Raw genomic sequence first — 16,996 nt, 5'->3', positions numbered from 1 at the left:
TAATTATTTTGTATTAAAAAAGGGCCACACGGCCCTTAATTATCTTTCGTAGATAACTTCTACATCGTAGTCATCTTCATCCCAGTCATCCCAGTCATCATTCTCTTGGGTTGCCTGACGATGATAAGTATCCCACTTGAATTCAACTTCTTCCTGTTGTTCCTCATCAAACTTATCTCTTGGTAAGGTATCTAACAAGCCTTGAATATCGTAACACAATTGCTGAGTGTTAAATTTATTTGCAGCTGAAATACGGTAAACTTCATTAGCATCAAGCTCTTGAGCAATACGCTCACACACATCTTCCAACTCATCTTCAGCTAATAAGTCAATTTTATTAAGTACTAACCAACGAGGTTTTTCCGCAAGTTTAGGGCTATACTGATGCAGCTCATTGATAATCGCAAATGCATTATCAACAGGGTCGGTTCCGTCTATCGGCATCACATCTACTACGTGTAATAGTACTCGACAGCGCTCTAAATGTTTTAAGAATCGAATGCCTAGGCCTGCACCATCTGAAGCACCTTCGATCAATCCCGGAATATCAGCGATAACAAAAGATTTATTGGCTTCAGGTCTGACGACGCCAAGATTAGGAACTAAAGTCGTAAACGGATAATCAGCAACTTTTGGTTTAGCCGCAGATACACTACGTATAAAAGTTGATTTACCTGCATTAGGTAAACCAAGCAATCCAACATCAGCTAATAACATTAGCTCAAGCTTTAAGTTTCTGACTTCACCTGGCGTACCTAATGTTTTTTGTCTTGGAGCTCGGTTTGTACTTGATTTAAAGCGTGTATTACCTAAACCGTGATAACCACCTTTAGCAACTAATAACTTTTGGCCATGGCGAGTTAAATCACCTAGACTCTCTTGCGTGTCCACATCAGTAACTCGAGTACCCACAGGTACTTTCAACACTAAATCAGTACCTTTTTTACCCGTACAATTGCGACCTTGACCATTTGTACCACGTTCTGCACGGTGGAATCTTTCAAATTGGTAGTCAATTAAAGTATTGAGGTTTTCATCGGCTTCTAAAAATACACTGCCGCCGTCGCCACCATCACCGCCATCTGGACCACCATCTGGGACAAACTTCTCTCGACGGAACGAAACAACACCGCTTCCGCCATCGCCGGCTTCAGCACGGATCTCTACTTCATCGACAAACTTCATGGTTACTCTCTTACTGGATTGGAATAGCAACAGCTATTATAGCAAGGTACGCTTAGCTGCTGATAAATAATATGTAGCTATAAAAACAAAAAACCCCGCCTAAGCGGGGTTTTTATCAATCTTTACCGATTACTCAGCAACGATGCTAACGTATTTACGGTTTAAAGGACCTTTAGTTTCGAAAACTACTTTACCATCTGCTTTTGCGAAGATAGTGTGGTCTTTACCGATACCTGCGTTAGAACCAGCGTGGAATCTAGTACCACGTTGACGAACAATGATGTTACCCGCTAAAACTGACTCGCCACCAAAACGCTTAACACCTAGGCGTTTACTTTCTGAATCGCGACCGTTACGAGTACTACCAGCTGCCTTCTTATGTGCCATCTTTCTGTACCTCTAAAAATTAAGCGCTAATGCCAGTGATTTTAACTTCAGTGAACCACTGACGGTGGCCCATCTGCTTACGAGAATGCTTACGACGTCTGAACTTAACAATCTTAATTTTCTCGCCACGACCGTGAGAAACAACTTCAGCTGTTACCTTACCGCCATTTACGAATGGTGCACCGATCTCGATCTTCTCACCATCAGCAACTAGAAGTACTGAATCAAATTCAATTGATGCACCAGTCTCAACGTCTAATTTTTCTAGACGAATTGTTTGACCTTCAGTCACACGGTGCTGTTTACCACCACTTTGGAAAACCGCGTACATAATTAACTCCGTTGTGCGCCCTCAAATCGACGCAACTTAATATTCTTCAATAGGGCGCGAAGTTTACGCTAATGTCGAACTCCACGCAATACCCTAAAGACAAAATAATGAATAAAAATTGACTTGTTTGAGAGCATTAATTCATTTTTGCCTATTCTAGCTAAAAAGTTCGGATTGCTAAACTATTTTTTACAGCAAAAACTTTAAACCAAAATACTTGACAAGTCCCAAATGCGTATACATTAAACTCAAAGCGGTCAAGGTTTAGTCTATTTTCTATTTTTTATATCTCTATAACGCATAAAATTCGAGTCGACTGAAATTTTAATGTACAATCTGCGGCGTTTATCTCTAACAGGGGCTTTAGCACGGTATACTATGGATATTAAGACTATCCAATCATTGATTGAGCAAGATATGCTCTCTGTGAATCAACTTATTTTCGAACAAATGCAGTCTGATGTTGCGTTGGTAAATCAATTGGGTTTGTATATTGTCAATAGCGGTGGAAAACGCATTAGGCCAATGTTGACATTATTGGTTGCAAAGGCACTTGAAGCTGAAGCCCAAAATAAGCATATCACTTTAGCAACCATAATCGAGTTTATCCATACGGCAACCCTATTGCATGATGATGTCGTCGATGAATCTAACTTAAGACGTGGTGAACCAACAGCAAATGCTGAATTTGGTAATGCAGCAAGTGTACTTGTTGGGGATTTTATTTATACACGCTCTTTCCAGTTAATGGTTGGCCTCAATAATATGGAAGTAATGCAAATATTAGCCAATGCGACCAATATTATTGCTGAGGGTGAGGTACTGCAATTAATGAATTGCAACGATCCTGACACCACAGAACAAAGCTACATGCAGGTAATTTATAGTAAAACTGCTAAATTATTTGAAGCTGCGACTATGCTGCCCGCCGTTGTCTCCGAACAGCCGCAAGCTGTTAAAGAAGCTTTAAAGCTGTATGGGATGCACTTAGGTACTGCATTCCAATTAGTTGACGATGTACTTGATTACAGCGCCAACGCGGAATTACTAGGCAAAAACATCGGTGATGATTTAGCTGAAGGCAAACCTACGTTACCGCTTATTTACGCAATGAAATCTGGGTCAGATACTCAAGTCGTACAGATTAGAGAAGCAATAGAATCCGGCAATGGTATTGATAATTTGTCTGATATTTTGCAGACACTTGAAGACACTCAAGCACTACACAAAACCATGCAAAAAGCCCAGCAAGAATCAGAAAAAGCAATAGCACAACTAAGCGTCTTAGCAGAATCACAGTTTAAAGATGCGCTTATTGCATTGGCAAAACTTTCTGTAGATAGAGAGTATTAACAAGAAAATAAAAAAAGCTGCCTAGGCAGCTTTTTTATTTTTCAGGTGGTCTATACCCTTCTATTTCAACTTCTTTGTTTTCAAATAAAAAGCCGACCATTTGCTCTTCTAGAAGTTGACGGTGATCTGGGTCCATCATGTTCAAGTGCTTTTCATTAATCAGCATTGTTTGCTTGTGTTGCCACTGCTGCCAAGCTTCTTTTGAAATATTATTAAAAATTCGCTCGCCTACTTCACCTGGATATAATTGAAAATCCAAACCTGGCGCTTCTTTGTTTAATTTTTGACAAAAAACTGTACGTGCCATTTTCTCACCTATTCTCTATCTTTATTAATGGAAACAGTTTAACCCATTGCCTTTAATACTTTAACTAACTTTTTCGTTGGTGCCGCAAGCCCTACTTCAGGTGGCTGACTAACATCATACCAAAGTAATTGATTATCATGGACACAATCAGGAATTTGCTGTAACTCAACACAAATAGGGGTAATCGTCAGTTCAAAATGCGTAAATATATGAACAAATGGCTCTAAAGTACGGGTTGTCGCATCAACTCCTTGCTGAATTAAAAAAGTCTCCAGCTCAGTTAGTTCCTTAAATTCAAAGAAACCGAATAACCCTCCCCAAATACCACTATTTGGACGCTTTTCCATTAACACTTTATCATCGACTTTTACCATTAAATGATAGGCTGTTTTTTTAGGCTTCTCTTTTTTGGGCTTCGAATTTGGAAACTCTTTTACTCTATTGTTCTTATGAGCCATGCATTTATCGACCAACGGACACGGTTCACATTGAAACCGAGAACGCGAGCAAAGGCTTGCTCCCAAGTCCATCATTGCTTGGTTAAACTCACGGACATCACCTGAAGGCGTAACAGCCTTGGTCAGATCCCATAAATGGTTCTCAACCTTCTTAACCCCGTACCAACCTTCTACCATAAAAAAGCGTGCCAATACCCTTTTGACATTGCCATCTAATATAGAGTGATGCTGTCCCAGAGCAAGTGACAATATGGCCCCTGCAGTTGAACGCCCAATACCTGGCAAATCTACAACTTGCTCAAAAGTCTCAGGAAACTTGCCCTGATATTTATCGCGAATAATTTTAGCTGTTTTATGTAAATTTCTAGCTCTCGCGTAGTACCCCAAGCCAGTCCAATGGTGCAATACCTCATCTTCATCCGCATCAGCTAAGTCAATCACTGTCGGAAATCTTGACATAAAGCGTTCAAAGTATGGGATCACGGTTACAACCTGTGTTTGCTGTAACATAACTTCAGAAACCCACACTTTATAAGGGGTCTTATCTATTTGCCACGGCAATGTTTTTCTGCCATGGACGTGGTACCAATCTACAACTTGTGTTGCAAACCAATTTGCTGTTTGACGGTCAACGGGCATCTTTATTCTCAATCTACTTGCTTCACGCGCCAGTGTAAGAAGGTTTTTAAAAACGTCAAGCTCTTGTACTTATCCGCGTGAACAGGGATAATGTGCGCCCAATTTTTACACCGCAGATGATGACAATGAACGAATCGAGTAAACAAGCACTAGAGCAGGCTGAGCAAGAAGGTAAATACATCCGTAAAGTGCGCAGCTTTGTAAAACGTGAAGGTCGCCTAACTAAAGGTCAAGCAGCAGCGCTAGAAAAGTGCTGGTCAACTCTTGGACTTGAGCACAGCCAAGGCCTACTCAACTTCAGTGAAATATTTGGCAACGACAATGATGTAGTTGTAGAAATTGGCTTTGGTATGGGTAAATCACTGGTTGAGATGGCTAAAAATAATCCTGACCAAAACTTTATTGGCATTGAGGTTCACCGTCCGGGTGTCGGCGCTTGTCTGATGGAAGCGGATGAACATGGCTTAACCAATTTACGTGTTTTCGAGCACGATGCAGTAGAAGTACTAGCTGATTGCATCCCTGATAGTAGCTTGAGTAAATTACAGCTCTTCTTCCCAGATCCTTGGCATAAAAAGCGTCACCACAAACGTCGTATTGTGCAAACCGAATTTGCACAGAAGATCAGAGCTAAATTAAAAGTAGGCGGTGTCTTTCATATGGCAACTGACTGGGAAAACTATGCAGAGCATATGTTGGAAGTCATGCAACAAGCAGAAGGATATAGTAACCAGTCTGAAAACAATGACTATGTACCTAGACCAGACTTTAGACCTCTGACAAAATTTGAACAACGCGGCCATCGACTGGGCCACGGAGTATGGGATCTAATGTTTGAGCGCATAGCTTAAAAAAGCTCTAATAAGGGGCTTGATTGCCCCTTTTACTTCATATCGATACTAGATAATTACCTGAGATACATCATGCAAAAACTATCAAATCCTAGCCTACTTTTACTTCGCAATGAAGAGGAACTCCATGGCGCAAAAGTTCTAGTTATTAATCATAATGATGATGGTTTTTTGTCTGAGTTAACTAAGGTAAATCCCACAGCGCAAATTTACGCTTTTAGTTATAACTTTGCCGACCACCTTGCTGCCACCAAATACCAAAACGTGACCAGTTTTGTTAATCATAGCTTGCCTAATATAGATAACTTAGATTTGGTAATTTATTACTATCCGAAATCTAAACCTGAGGCAAATATGATGTTAACTAACATTAGAGCAAACCTTGGTGAAGCAACTCGATTATTAGTTGTAGGGGAAAATAAAGGCGGTGTAAAATCGGTTGAAAAACAACTTAAACCCTATGCACAAGCAAGTTATAAATTAGACAGTGCTAAACATTGTATCCTATACGAATTCAACGAGCTTACTGCTGAAGACAGCTTTGATATTGCCAATTACCACCATACTTTCAATGTTAAGGTAGCAGAGAAAAACTTTGCTGCTATCAGTGTGCCTGGCGTCTTTAATCATGGCAAGCTTGATGTCGGTACAGAGTTACTGCTTAACCATTTAACAATCCCCAACAAAGGTGATGTACTTGATTTTGGTTGTGGAGCAGGATTGATAGCAACCTTCATGTTAAATACGCAACCCAATTTATCCTTGTACTGTTTAGATGTCAGTGCACTAGCACTGTATGCCAGTGAACAAACACTAAAACTAAACGGTCATAATGGGCAGTTCATCCTGAGCGATGGACTAACGCAAGTAACAACTAAATTTGATATGATTGTCAGTAACCCTCCATTTCATACTGGCCTGAGCACAGACTACAGTATCGCTGAGACATTTTTAGCAAATGCAAAGCATATGATGAAAAAAGGCGCTAATTTACAAATCGTTGCCAACAGTTTTTTAAAATATCCGCCCATCATTGAGCAGCACTTTGCACACTTTAAAACAGAAATTAAAAATACAAAGTTCGCGGTATATCAGGCACAGAAAGTATAAAACTCTGCTTTGTACGCCAGCCAAATGTGCCTTCAACCCAAATGCTAACGATAAGATCAGGGGAATTGTCTGCTTTTTTGTTAACTTACTTAACTAAGCTGCTAAACTAAGGTTAGCTGTTAAGAGGTCCACCTATGAGCGCACAATGGGAAAACACGCAACAAAAACAAGTATAAGAAAAGTTTTGATAAGTGCTGTTATGTTAGTAACAGCTTTGTCGCTCTCACTCTCCATATCTATTTCAACCTACCTCGATGTTAAAGAGCAAAAAAAGCTGATCGTAAATAAGCTACAAATGATTGCTGAAATCATCGCTTTTAACGCTCAGATCACCCTTATTTTTGATGACAGAAAAACTGAAGAAAAACGTCTCAAATCCTTTAACAAAGTCGAACTAGTTAAAAACATTCATATTTATGCAATTGATGATGTGACCAACAAACCTGTCTTTTTTACCAGTTACAACGCAAGTAAAACGCCTCCAGTGCCTCTAAAAGTAAATGAAATTGAAGCACTAAAAGAACCTAAGGTATCGACAGACTACGTTGAACTGATCATTCCTGTAGAATACGAAGGGAAAGTAGAAGGGTATGTCTACGTGAGAGGCGGCTTGGAACGCCTCTCACAATACATAAATCAAAAGATATTGGTCGACATTGCACTAACACTAATCGTACTTATTTTGGTTTTGTTTGTTGCACGTGCAATTCAGAAGCGGATTGCCAACCCAATAGACTCACTATCGATCATGCTTCAAGATGTTTCTAAAAACCACAATTACTCTGCAAGAGCGACCAAAAGTGATATCGAAGAAGTTAATATGCTCGCAAATAATCTGAATATTATGCTCGCGCGGACCCAAAACCAGCTTGCTCGCCATCAAGCTGATAAACTTGAAATAAAACAACTCAATCAAAACTTAGAGGAAAAGGTTAATCAGCGGACTATCGCGCTCAGAGAAGCAAACCAAGAGCTTCTAAACACGTTGGAACGAATGCATCAGTACCAAAATCAAATTGTTGAGAATGAAAAAATGGCTTCGCTTGGCCAAATGGTCGCAGGCGTTGCCCATGAAGTTAACACGCCTATAGGCCTGGGTGTGACGGGTTCAACGTTATTGCGAGATAAGCTTGCAGATATAAACGCAGCTTTTGAACAAAAAACCCTCACTTCAAAGCAATTAGAACGTTTTATTCATGACGGCATTGAGAACCTCGATTTAATTTACCGCAATTTAAATCGCGCCGCTGAACTCATATCCAGCTTTAAAAAGGTAGCAGTCAGCCAAGATGTAGAGGTCAGCTCAGAAGTCAATATCAACAAGCTATTTAATGCCATTATCAGCAGTATGCGTGCTGAAATCGATATAAAAAATGTGACTTGGCAACTCTCTTGCTCTGAGCAGTTGAACGTTAGAACTAAAGCTGGACTATTACAGCAAGTTTTTGAGCAACTTCTATCTAACTCGCTTATTCACGGCTTCTTAGATCTTAAAGATAATCAGATTCATATTCATGTAGAGCAACATCATCAGACTTTAGAAATTATCTACCAAGATAATGGTGTCGGTGTATCTAACGCCGTCAAAAAACGGATCTTTGATCCATTTGTAACCACCAAGCGTGGAGAAGGCGGTAGCGGCCTCGGCATGCACCTTGTTTATAATTTGATCACACAAGCTTTAGGCGGAACTATAACCCTTTCTGATGATAATAAAAAAGGTACTAAGTTTATTATAACCTTGCCTCTAAAAGGGGTAATTTAATGAAAATAATGTACCTAATAGCTGCATTTATTTTTATTTTTTGTAGTTTAAACGTTGACGCTAAATCACCTCATGAAATTCGATCTGCTTTTTTATATCAAATGGCAAAGTTAATCGATTTTCCAGAACAAAAAAATAAGCAAGTAACCAGATTTTGCTTTTATGATTTAAATCATGGTCCGGGAGCTATTTTAAATAAAAATAATAACTTAAAAATAAGAGGTAAACCCATAGATATAATAAAAGTTAATCTTTCTGACCCTTTTAGGGAACTTTCCAAGCGCTGTGATATCACATACATTGATGAAACAATGGAAGATGATATACTATCCACTTGGACCGATACAATTACCTTAAATATGGTGACTGTAGGCGAAAGTATCGAATTTTTAGAAGGGGGTGGGATTGCTTCCTTGGTCCAAGAAGGGAGTAAAATTCGGTTATATATTAACAGGCAAGAAGTAGCGCAACATAATTTTAAAGTGCTCTCTAGACTACTCGCAGTTTCTAAGTTCTATCCTGACTGATTTTACTTGTTAACAATTGAATATACTCCTATAATCGTTAACATTCGGTTTTATTATATAACACCGAAGTTTTTGTAAATAAAACATTCCGAAAAGGTTAATTAATAATGCAAACGCCAGTCATTCTAATTGTTGAGGATGAAGACGTAACTCGACTGAACCTCGTTAGTTTATTTGAAGCCGAAGGTCATAAGGTAATTGAAGCCATTGATGGCGATGATATGCATGAAAAATTGACAGCAAACGACGATGTCAACTGTGTAATCATGGATATAAACCTTCCTGGTAGAAACGGCCTAATCTTAGCTCGTGAGTTACGCCAGAAAAAAAATGTAGGCTTAATTTTCTTAACAGGTCGTGATAACGATGTCGATAGAATCTTAGGTTTAGAGATCGGTGCTGATGACTATGTCACAAAACCGTTCAACCCTCGTGAACTAACTATTCGTGTACGTAACTTAATTTCACGTACAGGTTCAACACCAGAAGAGTCGGCTATTGACAGCAATGGTGTGATCACTTTTAACGGGTGGGAACTAGATGAAAATAGTCGCTGTTTGACTTCACCAACGGGTGAATCTAAGCGTCTACCAAAAGGTGAATATAGAGCTCTTCGTTTAATGCTTGACTCTCCGGGTCGCATTTTCAGCCGCGAACAGCTTATCAAACACATGACAGGCCGTGAGCTACGCGCAAACGACCGTACTGTTGATGTTACTATTCGTCGTATTCGTAAACACTTCGAAACTGACAGTAACACCCCTGAGCTTATAAGCACGATTCATGGTGAAGGCTACCGTTTCATCGGTAAAATCGATAGCACTCAACCATAGTTCGCTAAGAGTTTTCAGCGAGTTTTGCAATTAATGAGTGAAGGGCACCCTGCCCTTCTCTTATTAATTCTTCCAGTTCTTCCAACCAAAGATCACGAGCTTCACAAGACACAACCTCGCATTCCGTCTCCATGACCTTAGCATGTTGCTGAACAGACTTAAGGCCAACAGACCCAGCAGCACCTTTTAATTTATGCGCTACAGAGCCATACTCAGCCACATCTCCACCTTTATTGGCTACCCTTAACTCATCGCAATATGTCGGGTTAAGCTTAGCAAAGAGTTCACAGCTGCGTTTAAAAGTATCGACTCCCATTGATGCAACAAAGTCTGTGATCGTTTCTATATCGAGTAGGTTTCGCTCTATTTCTAACACTTCAATCGTATTTTGTTGATGAGCATTCGCATCGTCTTTGACACTATCAATACCAAACAACTCAGCCAACATCTTATCAAGTTTAGTGGTGTTAATGGGCTTTGCTAATGCTCCTTGGATACTAATCCCTTTCAACTCTTGCTCTGCACTACGCACATTTGCTGTTAAGGCGACGATTGGAAGTGAATCAAAATGACTATCCGCTCGGATCTGTCTTGCTACTTCATCACCGTTCAGATCGGGCAGCTGCATATCCAATAAAATAAGGTCTAAATCATCTTCTGTTTGTACAAGCGATAGAGCGTCTTCACCGGTTTCAGCCCAGATCACTTCATGTCCGCGTTGTTCTAATAGGTTTGTCGCAATTTCAGCGTTAAGTGGAACATCTTCAACTAGTAATATATATAACTCCCTTCCTGCATAGCTTTGCTGATTTGGTGCAGTGCACAACTCCAAGGGGATTTCAACATCAAAGCGACTACCTTGACCTGGTAAGCTGCTTACAGAAATTGAGCCTTTCATCGCCAAAACCAGAGCTTTTGTAACCGCCAAGCCAATTCCAGAGCCAATTGCATTGTTGCCCTCTGCATCTGGCGCCTTGTAGTACATTTCAAAGATCCTGTCCTGCTGTTCAGCGGAAATACCAACCCCAGTATCAATTATACTCATACTTAGCCATGGACCGCTTTCACGGTTCTCTCTACGGCACTCTAATGTCACATTACCACGATGAGTAAACTTTACTGCATTATTAATAAGGTTCCACAACACTTGGCGTAACCTTGTTGGGTCTAAAAGTGCATAGACATCCAAAACGCCTGAACGTTGGATCTTAAATTCCAAACCTTTTTGCCCAGCAATCAAATCAGAGAAATTAACCACGTCATTAATAAAATCAGAAACATTTATGCTGTCAGTTGCAATATCTAACTGTTCCCTATCAATCTTATCTAGGTCTATGATGTCATTGAAGATATTCCCTAGTGTTTCCGCACTCGAAAATACTGTATTACACCAGCTTTTTTGCTGCTGTGTCAGCTCAGTATCAAGCAACATTCTGGTTAAGCCAACAATACCATTAAGTGGTGTTCTAAGCTCGTGGCTCAAAGTGGCAATAAACTTTCCTTTATCCTTATAAGCAGTTTCTAACGCTTGCTCCGCTTCTTTACGGCTTGTTATATCACGCCCAAATGCAAGCAAGCCAATATACTCCCCTTCATCGTTAATGAAAGGCAGTTTTCGCATTTCAAACCAGCGGTTTTCATCCTTTACTGGGTACTCAACATCCAAAGACAGCGTTTGCTGAGTGGCACTTACTTGTGTATCTGTTTCAAGCACTTTGGGTGTGGTTTGATCAGCGAAGATTTCATCTGCGGTTTTACCAATTAGCCCTTCACTATCTATACCAATAACTTGTTCAAACTTTTTATTACAGCCTGCGAAAACACCATGTTCGTCACGGTAATAAAATAGATCAGGAGATGAGTCCACAATAGAGCGTAATAACATACTCTGCTGCGCGAGCTCTTGTTCTGCCTTGCGACGTTCTGTTATTTCATTCCTCAACTCAGCGATTGCACGATGCTTGGCATGCAGCGCCATTTTCCGTTCATCAATTTCATTGTTAAGACGATTAATATTATCCTTTAAAGTCTGGTTCAAGAGCTTCTCTTGCTGTGTTGCAGACTCTAAATATTCTTTTGAGCTTTCCAATTGACGAATTGCAAATACAGCAACAGATATCAGTAATGGCGACGTTAACGCTGCAAACACCATAACTGATAAAACATTGACTAACGTCACTGAACCCAGTGCAACATAAAAAAACATACAGGACAAAACTAATGAGGCAATCAGCACTAGTACATAAGCAATGGCACCAGCCTTTCGTTCACCGTATTTTCGAACCAAATTAGAGAGAATTCGAGCCCAAGACCCAAATGAAGAATCAAGCATAATAATAGTCACCTTGTTAACGCCGCTATTATACCTCAGCTGAGCACATATGCGAGCAACCTAGGAGAGTAACTTTGTTGAAAAATCTCAAATGCTTAGCAAAATACCGAACACAATTAACCTTACAAAAAATGTGATAATGTATCAAATATTGCACAATATATGACATTTTCTTTATTCAAAATGAGAATATCCACAGAAAAAAAACTCGTTTTAGTGTAATATAACAGCATTTTTGATGTCGTGATTAAAGAGAGTTTAAATGCCAACTTCAATGCCGGACATTGCGCACAGTGCAGATGCGTTGCAAACAGGAACTTTAGATTGGGTAGGAATGGGTGATATCGAACTACCACTGCAGTTAGCGAGTAAAGACCTCAATGAGATCCCAGTTAATGCTAAGGCCGATGCCTTTGTCAGCTTAGACAAGCCTGATGCAAAGGGCATTCATATGTCTCGGTTGTTTTTAGCTTTAGATACACTTTCTTGTGAACAAACACTGACACCAATTACATTAGCTGCTGTACTTGACCAGTTTGTGACAACACACAAAGACCTCAGTAATGCGGCAAAAGTTGTCCTTAATTTTGAGCTACCTTTACGCAGAGCTTCATTACTAAGCGGCAAACAAGGCTGGAAGAGCTACCCTGTGACTATTACCGCCACTATTAAAGAGCAAGCACTTAGCATTGAGCTGGCTGTTGATGTCACCTATTCTTCGACCTGCCCTTGCTCTGCAGCACTAGCAAGGCAGCTTATCCAAAATGCATTTGAGGAAAAGTTTTCTGGTCAACCATTAGACCACGAGAGTGTACATGCTTGGCTTGGTACAACTGAAGGGATCCTGGCTACACCACACTCACAACGCTCTATTGCTAATATTAAGGTGCAACTACCAACTGATGTAAAAGAGTTTGATATTAAGGGCTTAATTGATATTGCAGAACAAGAACTTAAAACCCCTGTTCAAGCAGCAGTTAAAAGAGAAGACGAACAAGAGTTTGCAAGATTAAATGGTCAAAACTTAATGTTCTGTGAAGACGCAGCGAGAAAACTCAAAGCACTACTTGATAAGCAAGACTACAAAGACTTTTACGTCAAAATTAATCACTATGAATCGCTGCATGCTCACGATGCAGTAGCATTCGCGGTCAAAGGCGTAGAGCAAGGCTATAAAGCTTAATCATATAATCGGCGTTAAATACCTTTTTTAACGCCATAACATCACTTTCGGCACACTCTTTGCTTATAAATTATCAAAGTCAAATTGTTGTCGTGGAGTGATTTATGGAATTAACACTTTTAGCTATTTTAGCGCTCGTAGTTATTGCCTCTATCGTAATTTCAAAATATACCGACGTGGGTGGCAATCCTTATCCGTTTAATCGAAAAGAATCGGTTTTCACCACTGTCGAAGCTTCTTTTTTACAACTTCTCGAACGCGCCGTCGGCGATAGATACAAAATTGTTAGCCGTGTAAAGCTAGTTGATGTGATTGAATGTAAACCTGGTCTATCTAAAAAAGCACGTCGCTCTGCAATTACAAAAGCGCAGAACAAACAGCTAGATTACGTACTCGTCGATAAAAGCACTCTAAACATAGTTGCAGCCGTTGATTTAGTAAATAACTCAAATAAAAATGGACATAAGGCACAAAAAGACTGGTTTGTCAGTGGTGCGTTGGAATCTGCGGGTATCCCACACATTAGAATGAAGATAAAGTCTGGTTATAAAAGTCCAGAGGTGCGTGCAGCTATCTTATTTAAATTAGGCCAAAAACCTGACAAGACCAAACCGGTACGCAATCGTAACAACAAACCAGCTGTTCTATCTCCATCTCAAGCAAAAGCAGCTAGCACACAGCTTGCTGAAATCTAACCTCTTAGTTGCTGCTGGATATTTCAGCAGCAACTTTTACTGTTTTGCCACCAAAATAATGCTTTCAAAATAAGAATGTATATAATGAGCAGTAACTAAAATACAAAGAGATTAATTATGAAGATTGGCATTATCGGTGCGATGGAGCAAGAAGTTACAATTTTACGTAACACTATGCAATCTCCTAAAACACTAACTAAAGGCGGGTTCACATTTTTTACTGGTGAGCTTGGTGGCCATGAAGTAACACTTGTACAATCAGGAATTGGTAAAGTAGCAGCAACAGTGGCAACGACACTACTTATCGACAACTTTGAGCCTGACTGTGTCATTAATACCGGTTCTGCTGGTGGTTTTGAGCCTTCTTTGAATGTCGGTGATGTAGTGATCTCAAGTGAAGTTCGTCACCATGATGTTGACGTCACTGCATTTGGTTATGAAATGGGACAAGTACCGCAAATGCCAGCAGGCTTTGCAGCTCACCAAACTCTTATCAAAGCATCCGAGGCCAGCATTCATGCTGTAGGTGATATTCAAACCATGGTGGGTCAAATTTGTACCGGTGATTCATTTATGTGCGACCCAGTGCGTATTGAAAAAACCCGCCAAGATTTCCCAAACATGCTTGCAGTTGAAATGGAAGGCGCGGCAATTGCGCAGGCTTGCCACGTATTAAATACCCCATTTGTTGTGATCCGCTCATTGTCTGATATTGCAGGCAAAGAGTCACCGCAGTCTTTTGATGAATACTTAGAAGTTGCTTCAGTTAACTCTTCAAAGCTAGTTGTCGCTTTACTTGAAGAGCTACAGAAGGTAACTCTGTAAGTGACACTCGCTTTACTGCAAGCCCAAGAGGGCTTGCTTATCTTTTGCCTAGCAGTGCTATGTGCTTTTAGCTTACAGCTATCAAAACTCTACCACCCCAATACACTGTTTTCTCTGCTTACAAGTAATTTAGCGAGACGGGTAGTACGGCAAAAAAACTCTGACGCGCATCACTCCCTCAGTGGCGCATTAGCCTGTTTTTTACCCATCATTACCATTGTCGTTTTACTTTATGCATTGTCATATATTTCTTTCTACCCTCAATGGTTTGGCGGTCTAATCCTCTTTTTATGTCTAGATACTCACTTTGAAGGACGCGCTAAGCGCATAGCAAAGCTTTTATCCCTAGGACAAAAAGGATCCGCCAAGCAACTTTTAACCAGTATAGCCAATAGGGATACTGACAAGCTATCCGAAATCGGGGTAGTCAAAGCCAGTCTGGATTCACTGGCACTGAATACCGTACGCCACTTTTATCTAATCCTAATTTTTTATATTGTCGCAGGGCCCTATCTTGCCTTAGTTTATAAACTTTTATTGCTATCCGACCATAGCTGGCGACAACAATTCAGCATCAAGCACCCGTTTATGCGACCGGTACAACGCGCAATCTATATTTTAGAGTGGCTACCACTTCGCAGCTTTACTCTTATCATGGCACTCACACAAAACCTCTCGAAGACAAACCACTATTTAAAACACTATGCACAACATTACGCTAATAAGAATTCCGGGTGGGTACTCGCATTATTCTCAGCCAACTTAAATGTGCAACTTGCAGGACCAAGGTTTTACAACAACGAGCGTTTTGACAACATCCGGATTGGTAGTGATAGGCAGCCTGAGATAAATGACATACAGCAAATGATTAAATTGTTGAGCAGTATGCGGTTGTTTTGGTTGGGGTTGACTGTTTTAATTTGGTTTGCAATTAATTTGATATAACCAAGTAGCAGCCGCTACTTGGTTATCTAGCCTGACAGTTAGTTTACCGTTACTTTAGCAAACTTACGTTTACCAACTTGGTAAATCTCACAGCTGCCTTTAGCGATTTCTAACTTAGTATCCGTGATTTTCTCTTCACCATTGAGCTTCACTGCACCTTGTTTGATCATACGCATGGCTTCTGACGTACTCGCCACAAGACCCGCTTCTTTTAATAAGTTAGCGATAAACGTGGTGTCGCCTTCGATGCTAATTGATACCTCAGGGATATCGTCTGGCAATGCATTCTTCTGGAAACGCTTAATAAAGTCCTGATGAGCAGCTTGAGCGTCTTCTTCACTATGAAAGCGAGCAATCATTTCTTTTGCGAAATCAATTTTGATATCACGTGGGTTACGACCAGCTGTCACTTCTTCTTTTAACGCTTCAATCTCTGACAAAGACTTAGCACTTAATAGCTCATAGTAACGCCACATTAAATCATCTGAAATCGACATGACTTTACCAAACATTTCCGTTGGTGCATCTGTGATACCAATATAGTTGCCTAGAGATTTTGACATCTTTTGCACACCATCAGTACCTTCAAGCAGAGGCATCATCAGAACTGTTTGCGGCTTTTGGCCTTCTTCTTTTTGTAACTCTCGGCCCATCAATAGGTTAAAGCGTTGATCCGTACCACCAAGCTCAACATCCGCTTCTAATGCAACAGAATCCCAACCCTGAACTAGTGGGTATAAGAATTCATGGATAGCAATTGCCTGACCGCCAGCATAACGCTTTTTAAAATCATCACGCTCTAGCATACGAGCCACAGTTTGACGTGATGCAAGCTTAATCATGTCCGCACTGCTCAATTTCTCCATCCACTGAGAATTGAACGCGACCGTCGTTTTTTCAGGATCTAAAATTTTAAATACCTGCTCTTTATACGTTTCTGCATTAGCAAGTACGTCTTCACGAGTAAGTGGCTTACGAGTGACATTTTTACCAGTTGGGTCACCAATCATGCCGGTAAAATCACCAATTAAGAAAATGACCTCATGACCTAAATCTTGGAAAGTTTTTAATTTATTAATTAGTACTGTGTGGCCTAAATGCAAATCAGGCGCTGTTGGATCAAATCCAGCCTTAATACGCAGCTTTTTCCCTGACTTTAATTTCTCTTTCAGTTCATCTTCAATCAATATGTCTTCTGCACCGCGCTTTATTTCAGCAAATGCAGTTTCAATGTCCACCATTATCACTCCAACACAATATTCAGTTTATC

General features: G+C 40.2%; 17 protein-coding genes. 10 read left to right on the top strand and 7 right to left on the bottom strand.

The genetic code is table 11. The annotated features are described in order from the left end of the window. Nucleotides 1-39: 39 nt before the first annotated feature. From cgtA to rplU, 3 genes are all read right to left on the bottom strand, one after another. The gene (gene cgtA, locus QNM16_RS16130) at nucleotides 40-1,185 is read right to left on the bottom strand and encodes an Obg family GTPase CgtA (RefSeq protein WP_284021464.1); all 1,146 of its coding nucleotides are present in this window, start codon (nucleotides 1,183-1,185) and stop codon (nucleotides 40-42) included. Between the two features lie 129 nt (nucleotides 1,186-1,314). After that, nucleotides 1,315-1,572 carry a 50S ribosomal protein L27 gene (gene rpmA, locus QNM16_RS16125; RefSeq protein ID WP_063361063.1) on the bottom strand — a complete coding sequence of 86 codons (258 nt, stop codon included), beginning with the start codon at nucleotides 1,570-1,572 and terminating at the stop codon, nucleotides 1,315-1,317. Between the two features lie 19 nt (nucleotides 1,573-1,591). After that, nucleotides 1,592-1,903 carry a 50S ribosomal protein L21 gene (gene rplU / locus QNM16_RS16120; protein WP_023399739.1) on the bottom strand — a complete coding sequence of 104 codons (312 nt, stop codon included), beginning with the start codon at nucleotides 1,901-1,903 and terminating at the stop codon, nucleotides 1,592-1,594. A 378-nt stretch (nucleotides 1,904-2,281) separates the two neighbouring features. On the opposite strand from rplU, the gene ispB reads away from it, so the two are divergent. Beyond that, nucleotides 2,282-3,256 (top strand): octaprenyl diphosphate synthase, encoded by a 975-nt coding sequence (gene ispB / locus QNM16_RS16115; RefSeq protein WP_284021463.1) that lies wholly within the window; start codon nucleotides 2,282-2,284, stop codon nucleotides 3,254-3,256. Between the two features lie 34 nt (nucleotides 3,257-3,290). Here ispB and QNM16_RS16110 read toward each other — a convergent pair whose 3' ends face one another. Then, nucleotides 3,291-3,563, bottom strand: a complete 273-nt coding sequence (locus QNM16_RS16110) for an oxidative damage protection protein (protein ID WP_046356858.1) — start codon at nucleotides 3,561-3,563, stop codon at nucleotides 3,291-3,293. A gap of 38 nt (nucleotides 3,564-3,601) precedes the next feature. Beyond that, complete coding sequence (gene mutY, locus QNM16_RS16105) at nucleotides 3,602-4,660, bottom strand: A/G-specific adenine glycosylase (protein WP_284021634.1); 1,059 nt, start codon at nucleotides 4,658-4,660, stop codon at nucleotides 3,602-3,604. Nucleotides 4,661-4,785: 125 nt separating this feature from the next. Between mutY and trmB the strand changes: the two genes are divergently transcribed. The 5 genes from trmB to arcA all read left to right on the top strand — a co-directional run bounded on the left by trmB (nucleotide 4,786) and on the right by arcA (nucleotide 9,746). Further along, nucleotides 4,786-5,511 (top strand): tRNA (guanosine(46)-N7)-methyltransferase TrmB, encoded by a 726-nt coding sequence (gene trmB / locus QNM16_RS16100; protein ID WP_284021633.1) that lies wholly within the window; start codon nucleotides 4,786-4,788, stop codon nucleotides 5,509-5,511. A 72-nt stretch (nucleotides 5,512-5,583) separates the two neighbouring features. After that, nucleotides 5,584-6,621, top strand: coding sequence for a methyltransferase (locus tag QNM16_RS16095; protein WP_284021462.1), 1,038 nt, complete (start codon nucleotides 5,584-5,586; stop codon nucleotides 6,619-6,621). Nucleotides 6,622-6,766: 145 nt separating this feature from the next. Next, entirely contained in the window at nucleotides 6,767-8,386 is a 1,620-nt protein-coding gene (locus QNM16_RS16090) for a sensor histidine kinase (RefSeq protein ID WP_284021461.1), read from the top strand. After that, complete coding sequence (locus QNM16_RS16085; RefSeq protein ID WP_284021460.1) at nucleotides 8,386-8,913, top strand: YfiR family protein; 528 nt, start codon at nucleotides 8,386-8,388, stop codon at nucleotides 8,911-8,913. The genes QNM16_RS16090 and QNM16_RS16085 overlap by 1 nt, the downstream gene beginning before the upstream one ends. Nucleotides 8,914-9,020: 107 nt before the next feature. Then, nucleotides 9,021-9,746 carry a two-component system response regulator ArcA gene (gene arcA, locus QNM16_RS16080; RefSeq protein WP_063361069.1) on the top strand — a complete coding sequence of 242 codons (726 nt, stop codon included), beginning with the start codon at nucleotides 9,021-9,023 and terminating at the stop codon, nucleotides 9,744-9,746. Nucleotides 9,747-9,750: 4 nt separating this feature from the next. Here arcA and arcB read toward each other — a convergent pair whose 3' ends face one another. Beyond that, nucleotides 9,751-12,078, bottom strand: a complete 2,328-nt coding sequence (gene arcB / locus QNM16_RS16075; protein WP_284021459.1) for an aerobic respiration two-component sensor histidine kinase ArcB — start codon at nucleotides 12,076-12,078, stop codon at nucleotides 9,751-9,753. Nucleotides 12,079-12,340: 262 nt separating this feature from the next. Here arcB and folE2 point away from each other — a divergent pair, with 262 nt between their 5' ends. The 4 genes from folE2 (at nucleotide 12,341) to QNM16_RS16055 (ending at nucleotide 15,726) form a co-directional block, all read left to right on the top strand. Beyond that, nucleotides 12,341-13,261: a GTP cyclohydrolase FolE2 gene (gene folE2, locus QNM16_RS16070; protein WP_284021458.1), complete on the top strand. Its 921-nt coding sequence runs from the start codon at nucleotides 12,341-12,343 to the stop codon at nucleotides 13,259-13,261. 104 nt (nucleotides 13,262-13,365) lie between these two features. Then, nucleotides 13,366-13,956 carry a DUF2726 domain-containing protein gene (locus tag QNM16_RS16065; RefSeq protein ID WP_063361072.1) on the top strand — a complete coding sequence of 197 codons (591 nt, stop codon included), beginning with the start codon at nucleotides 13,366-13,368 and terminating at the stop codon, nucleotides 13,954-13,956. Nucleotides 13,957-14,073: 117 nt separating this feature from the next. Beyond that, nucleotides 14,074-14,781, top strand: a complete 708-nt coding sequence (gene mtnN, locus QNM16_RS16060) for a 5'-methylthioadenosine/S-adenosylhomocysteine nucleosidase (protein WP_284021457.1) — start codon at nucleotides 14,074-14,076, stop codon at nucleotides 14,779-14,781. Beyond that, nucleotides 14,782-15,726, top strand: a complete 945-nt coding sequence (locus tag QNM16_RS16055) for a cobalamin biosynthesis protein CobD/CbiB (RefSeq protein ID WP_284021456.1) — start codon at nucleotides 14,782-14,784, stop codon at nucleotides 15,724-15,726. A gap of 38 nt (nucleotides 15,727-15,764) precedes the next feature. Here QNM16_RS16055 and tyrS read toward each other — a convergent pair whose 3' ends face one another. Beyond that, nucleotides 15,765-16,964, bottom strand: a complete 1,200-nt coding sequence (tyrS, locus tag QNM16_RS16050; protein WP_284021632.1) for a tyrosine--tRNA ligase — start codon at nucleotides 16,962-16,964, stop codon at nucleotides 15,765-15,767. Nucleotides 16,965-16,996: the final 32 nt, after the last annotated feature.

Source organism: Pseudoalteromonas umbrosa (assembly GCF_030125375.1).
Classification (GTDB): Bacteria; Pseudomonadota; Gammaproteobacteria; order Enterobacterales; family Alteromonadaceae; genus Pseudoalteromonas; species Pseudoalteromonas umbrosa.
The sequence above is the reverse complement of the archived record's forward strand: the minus strand, read 5'-3'. Positions and strand labels throughout refer to the sequence as shown.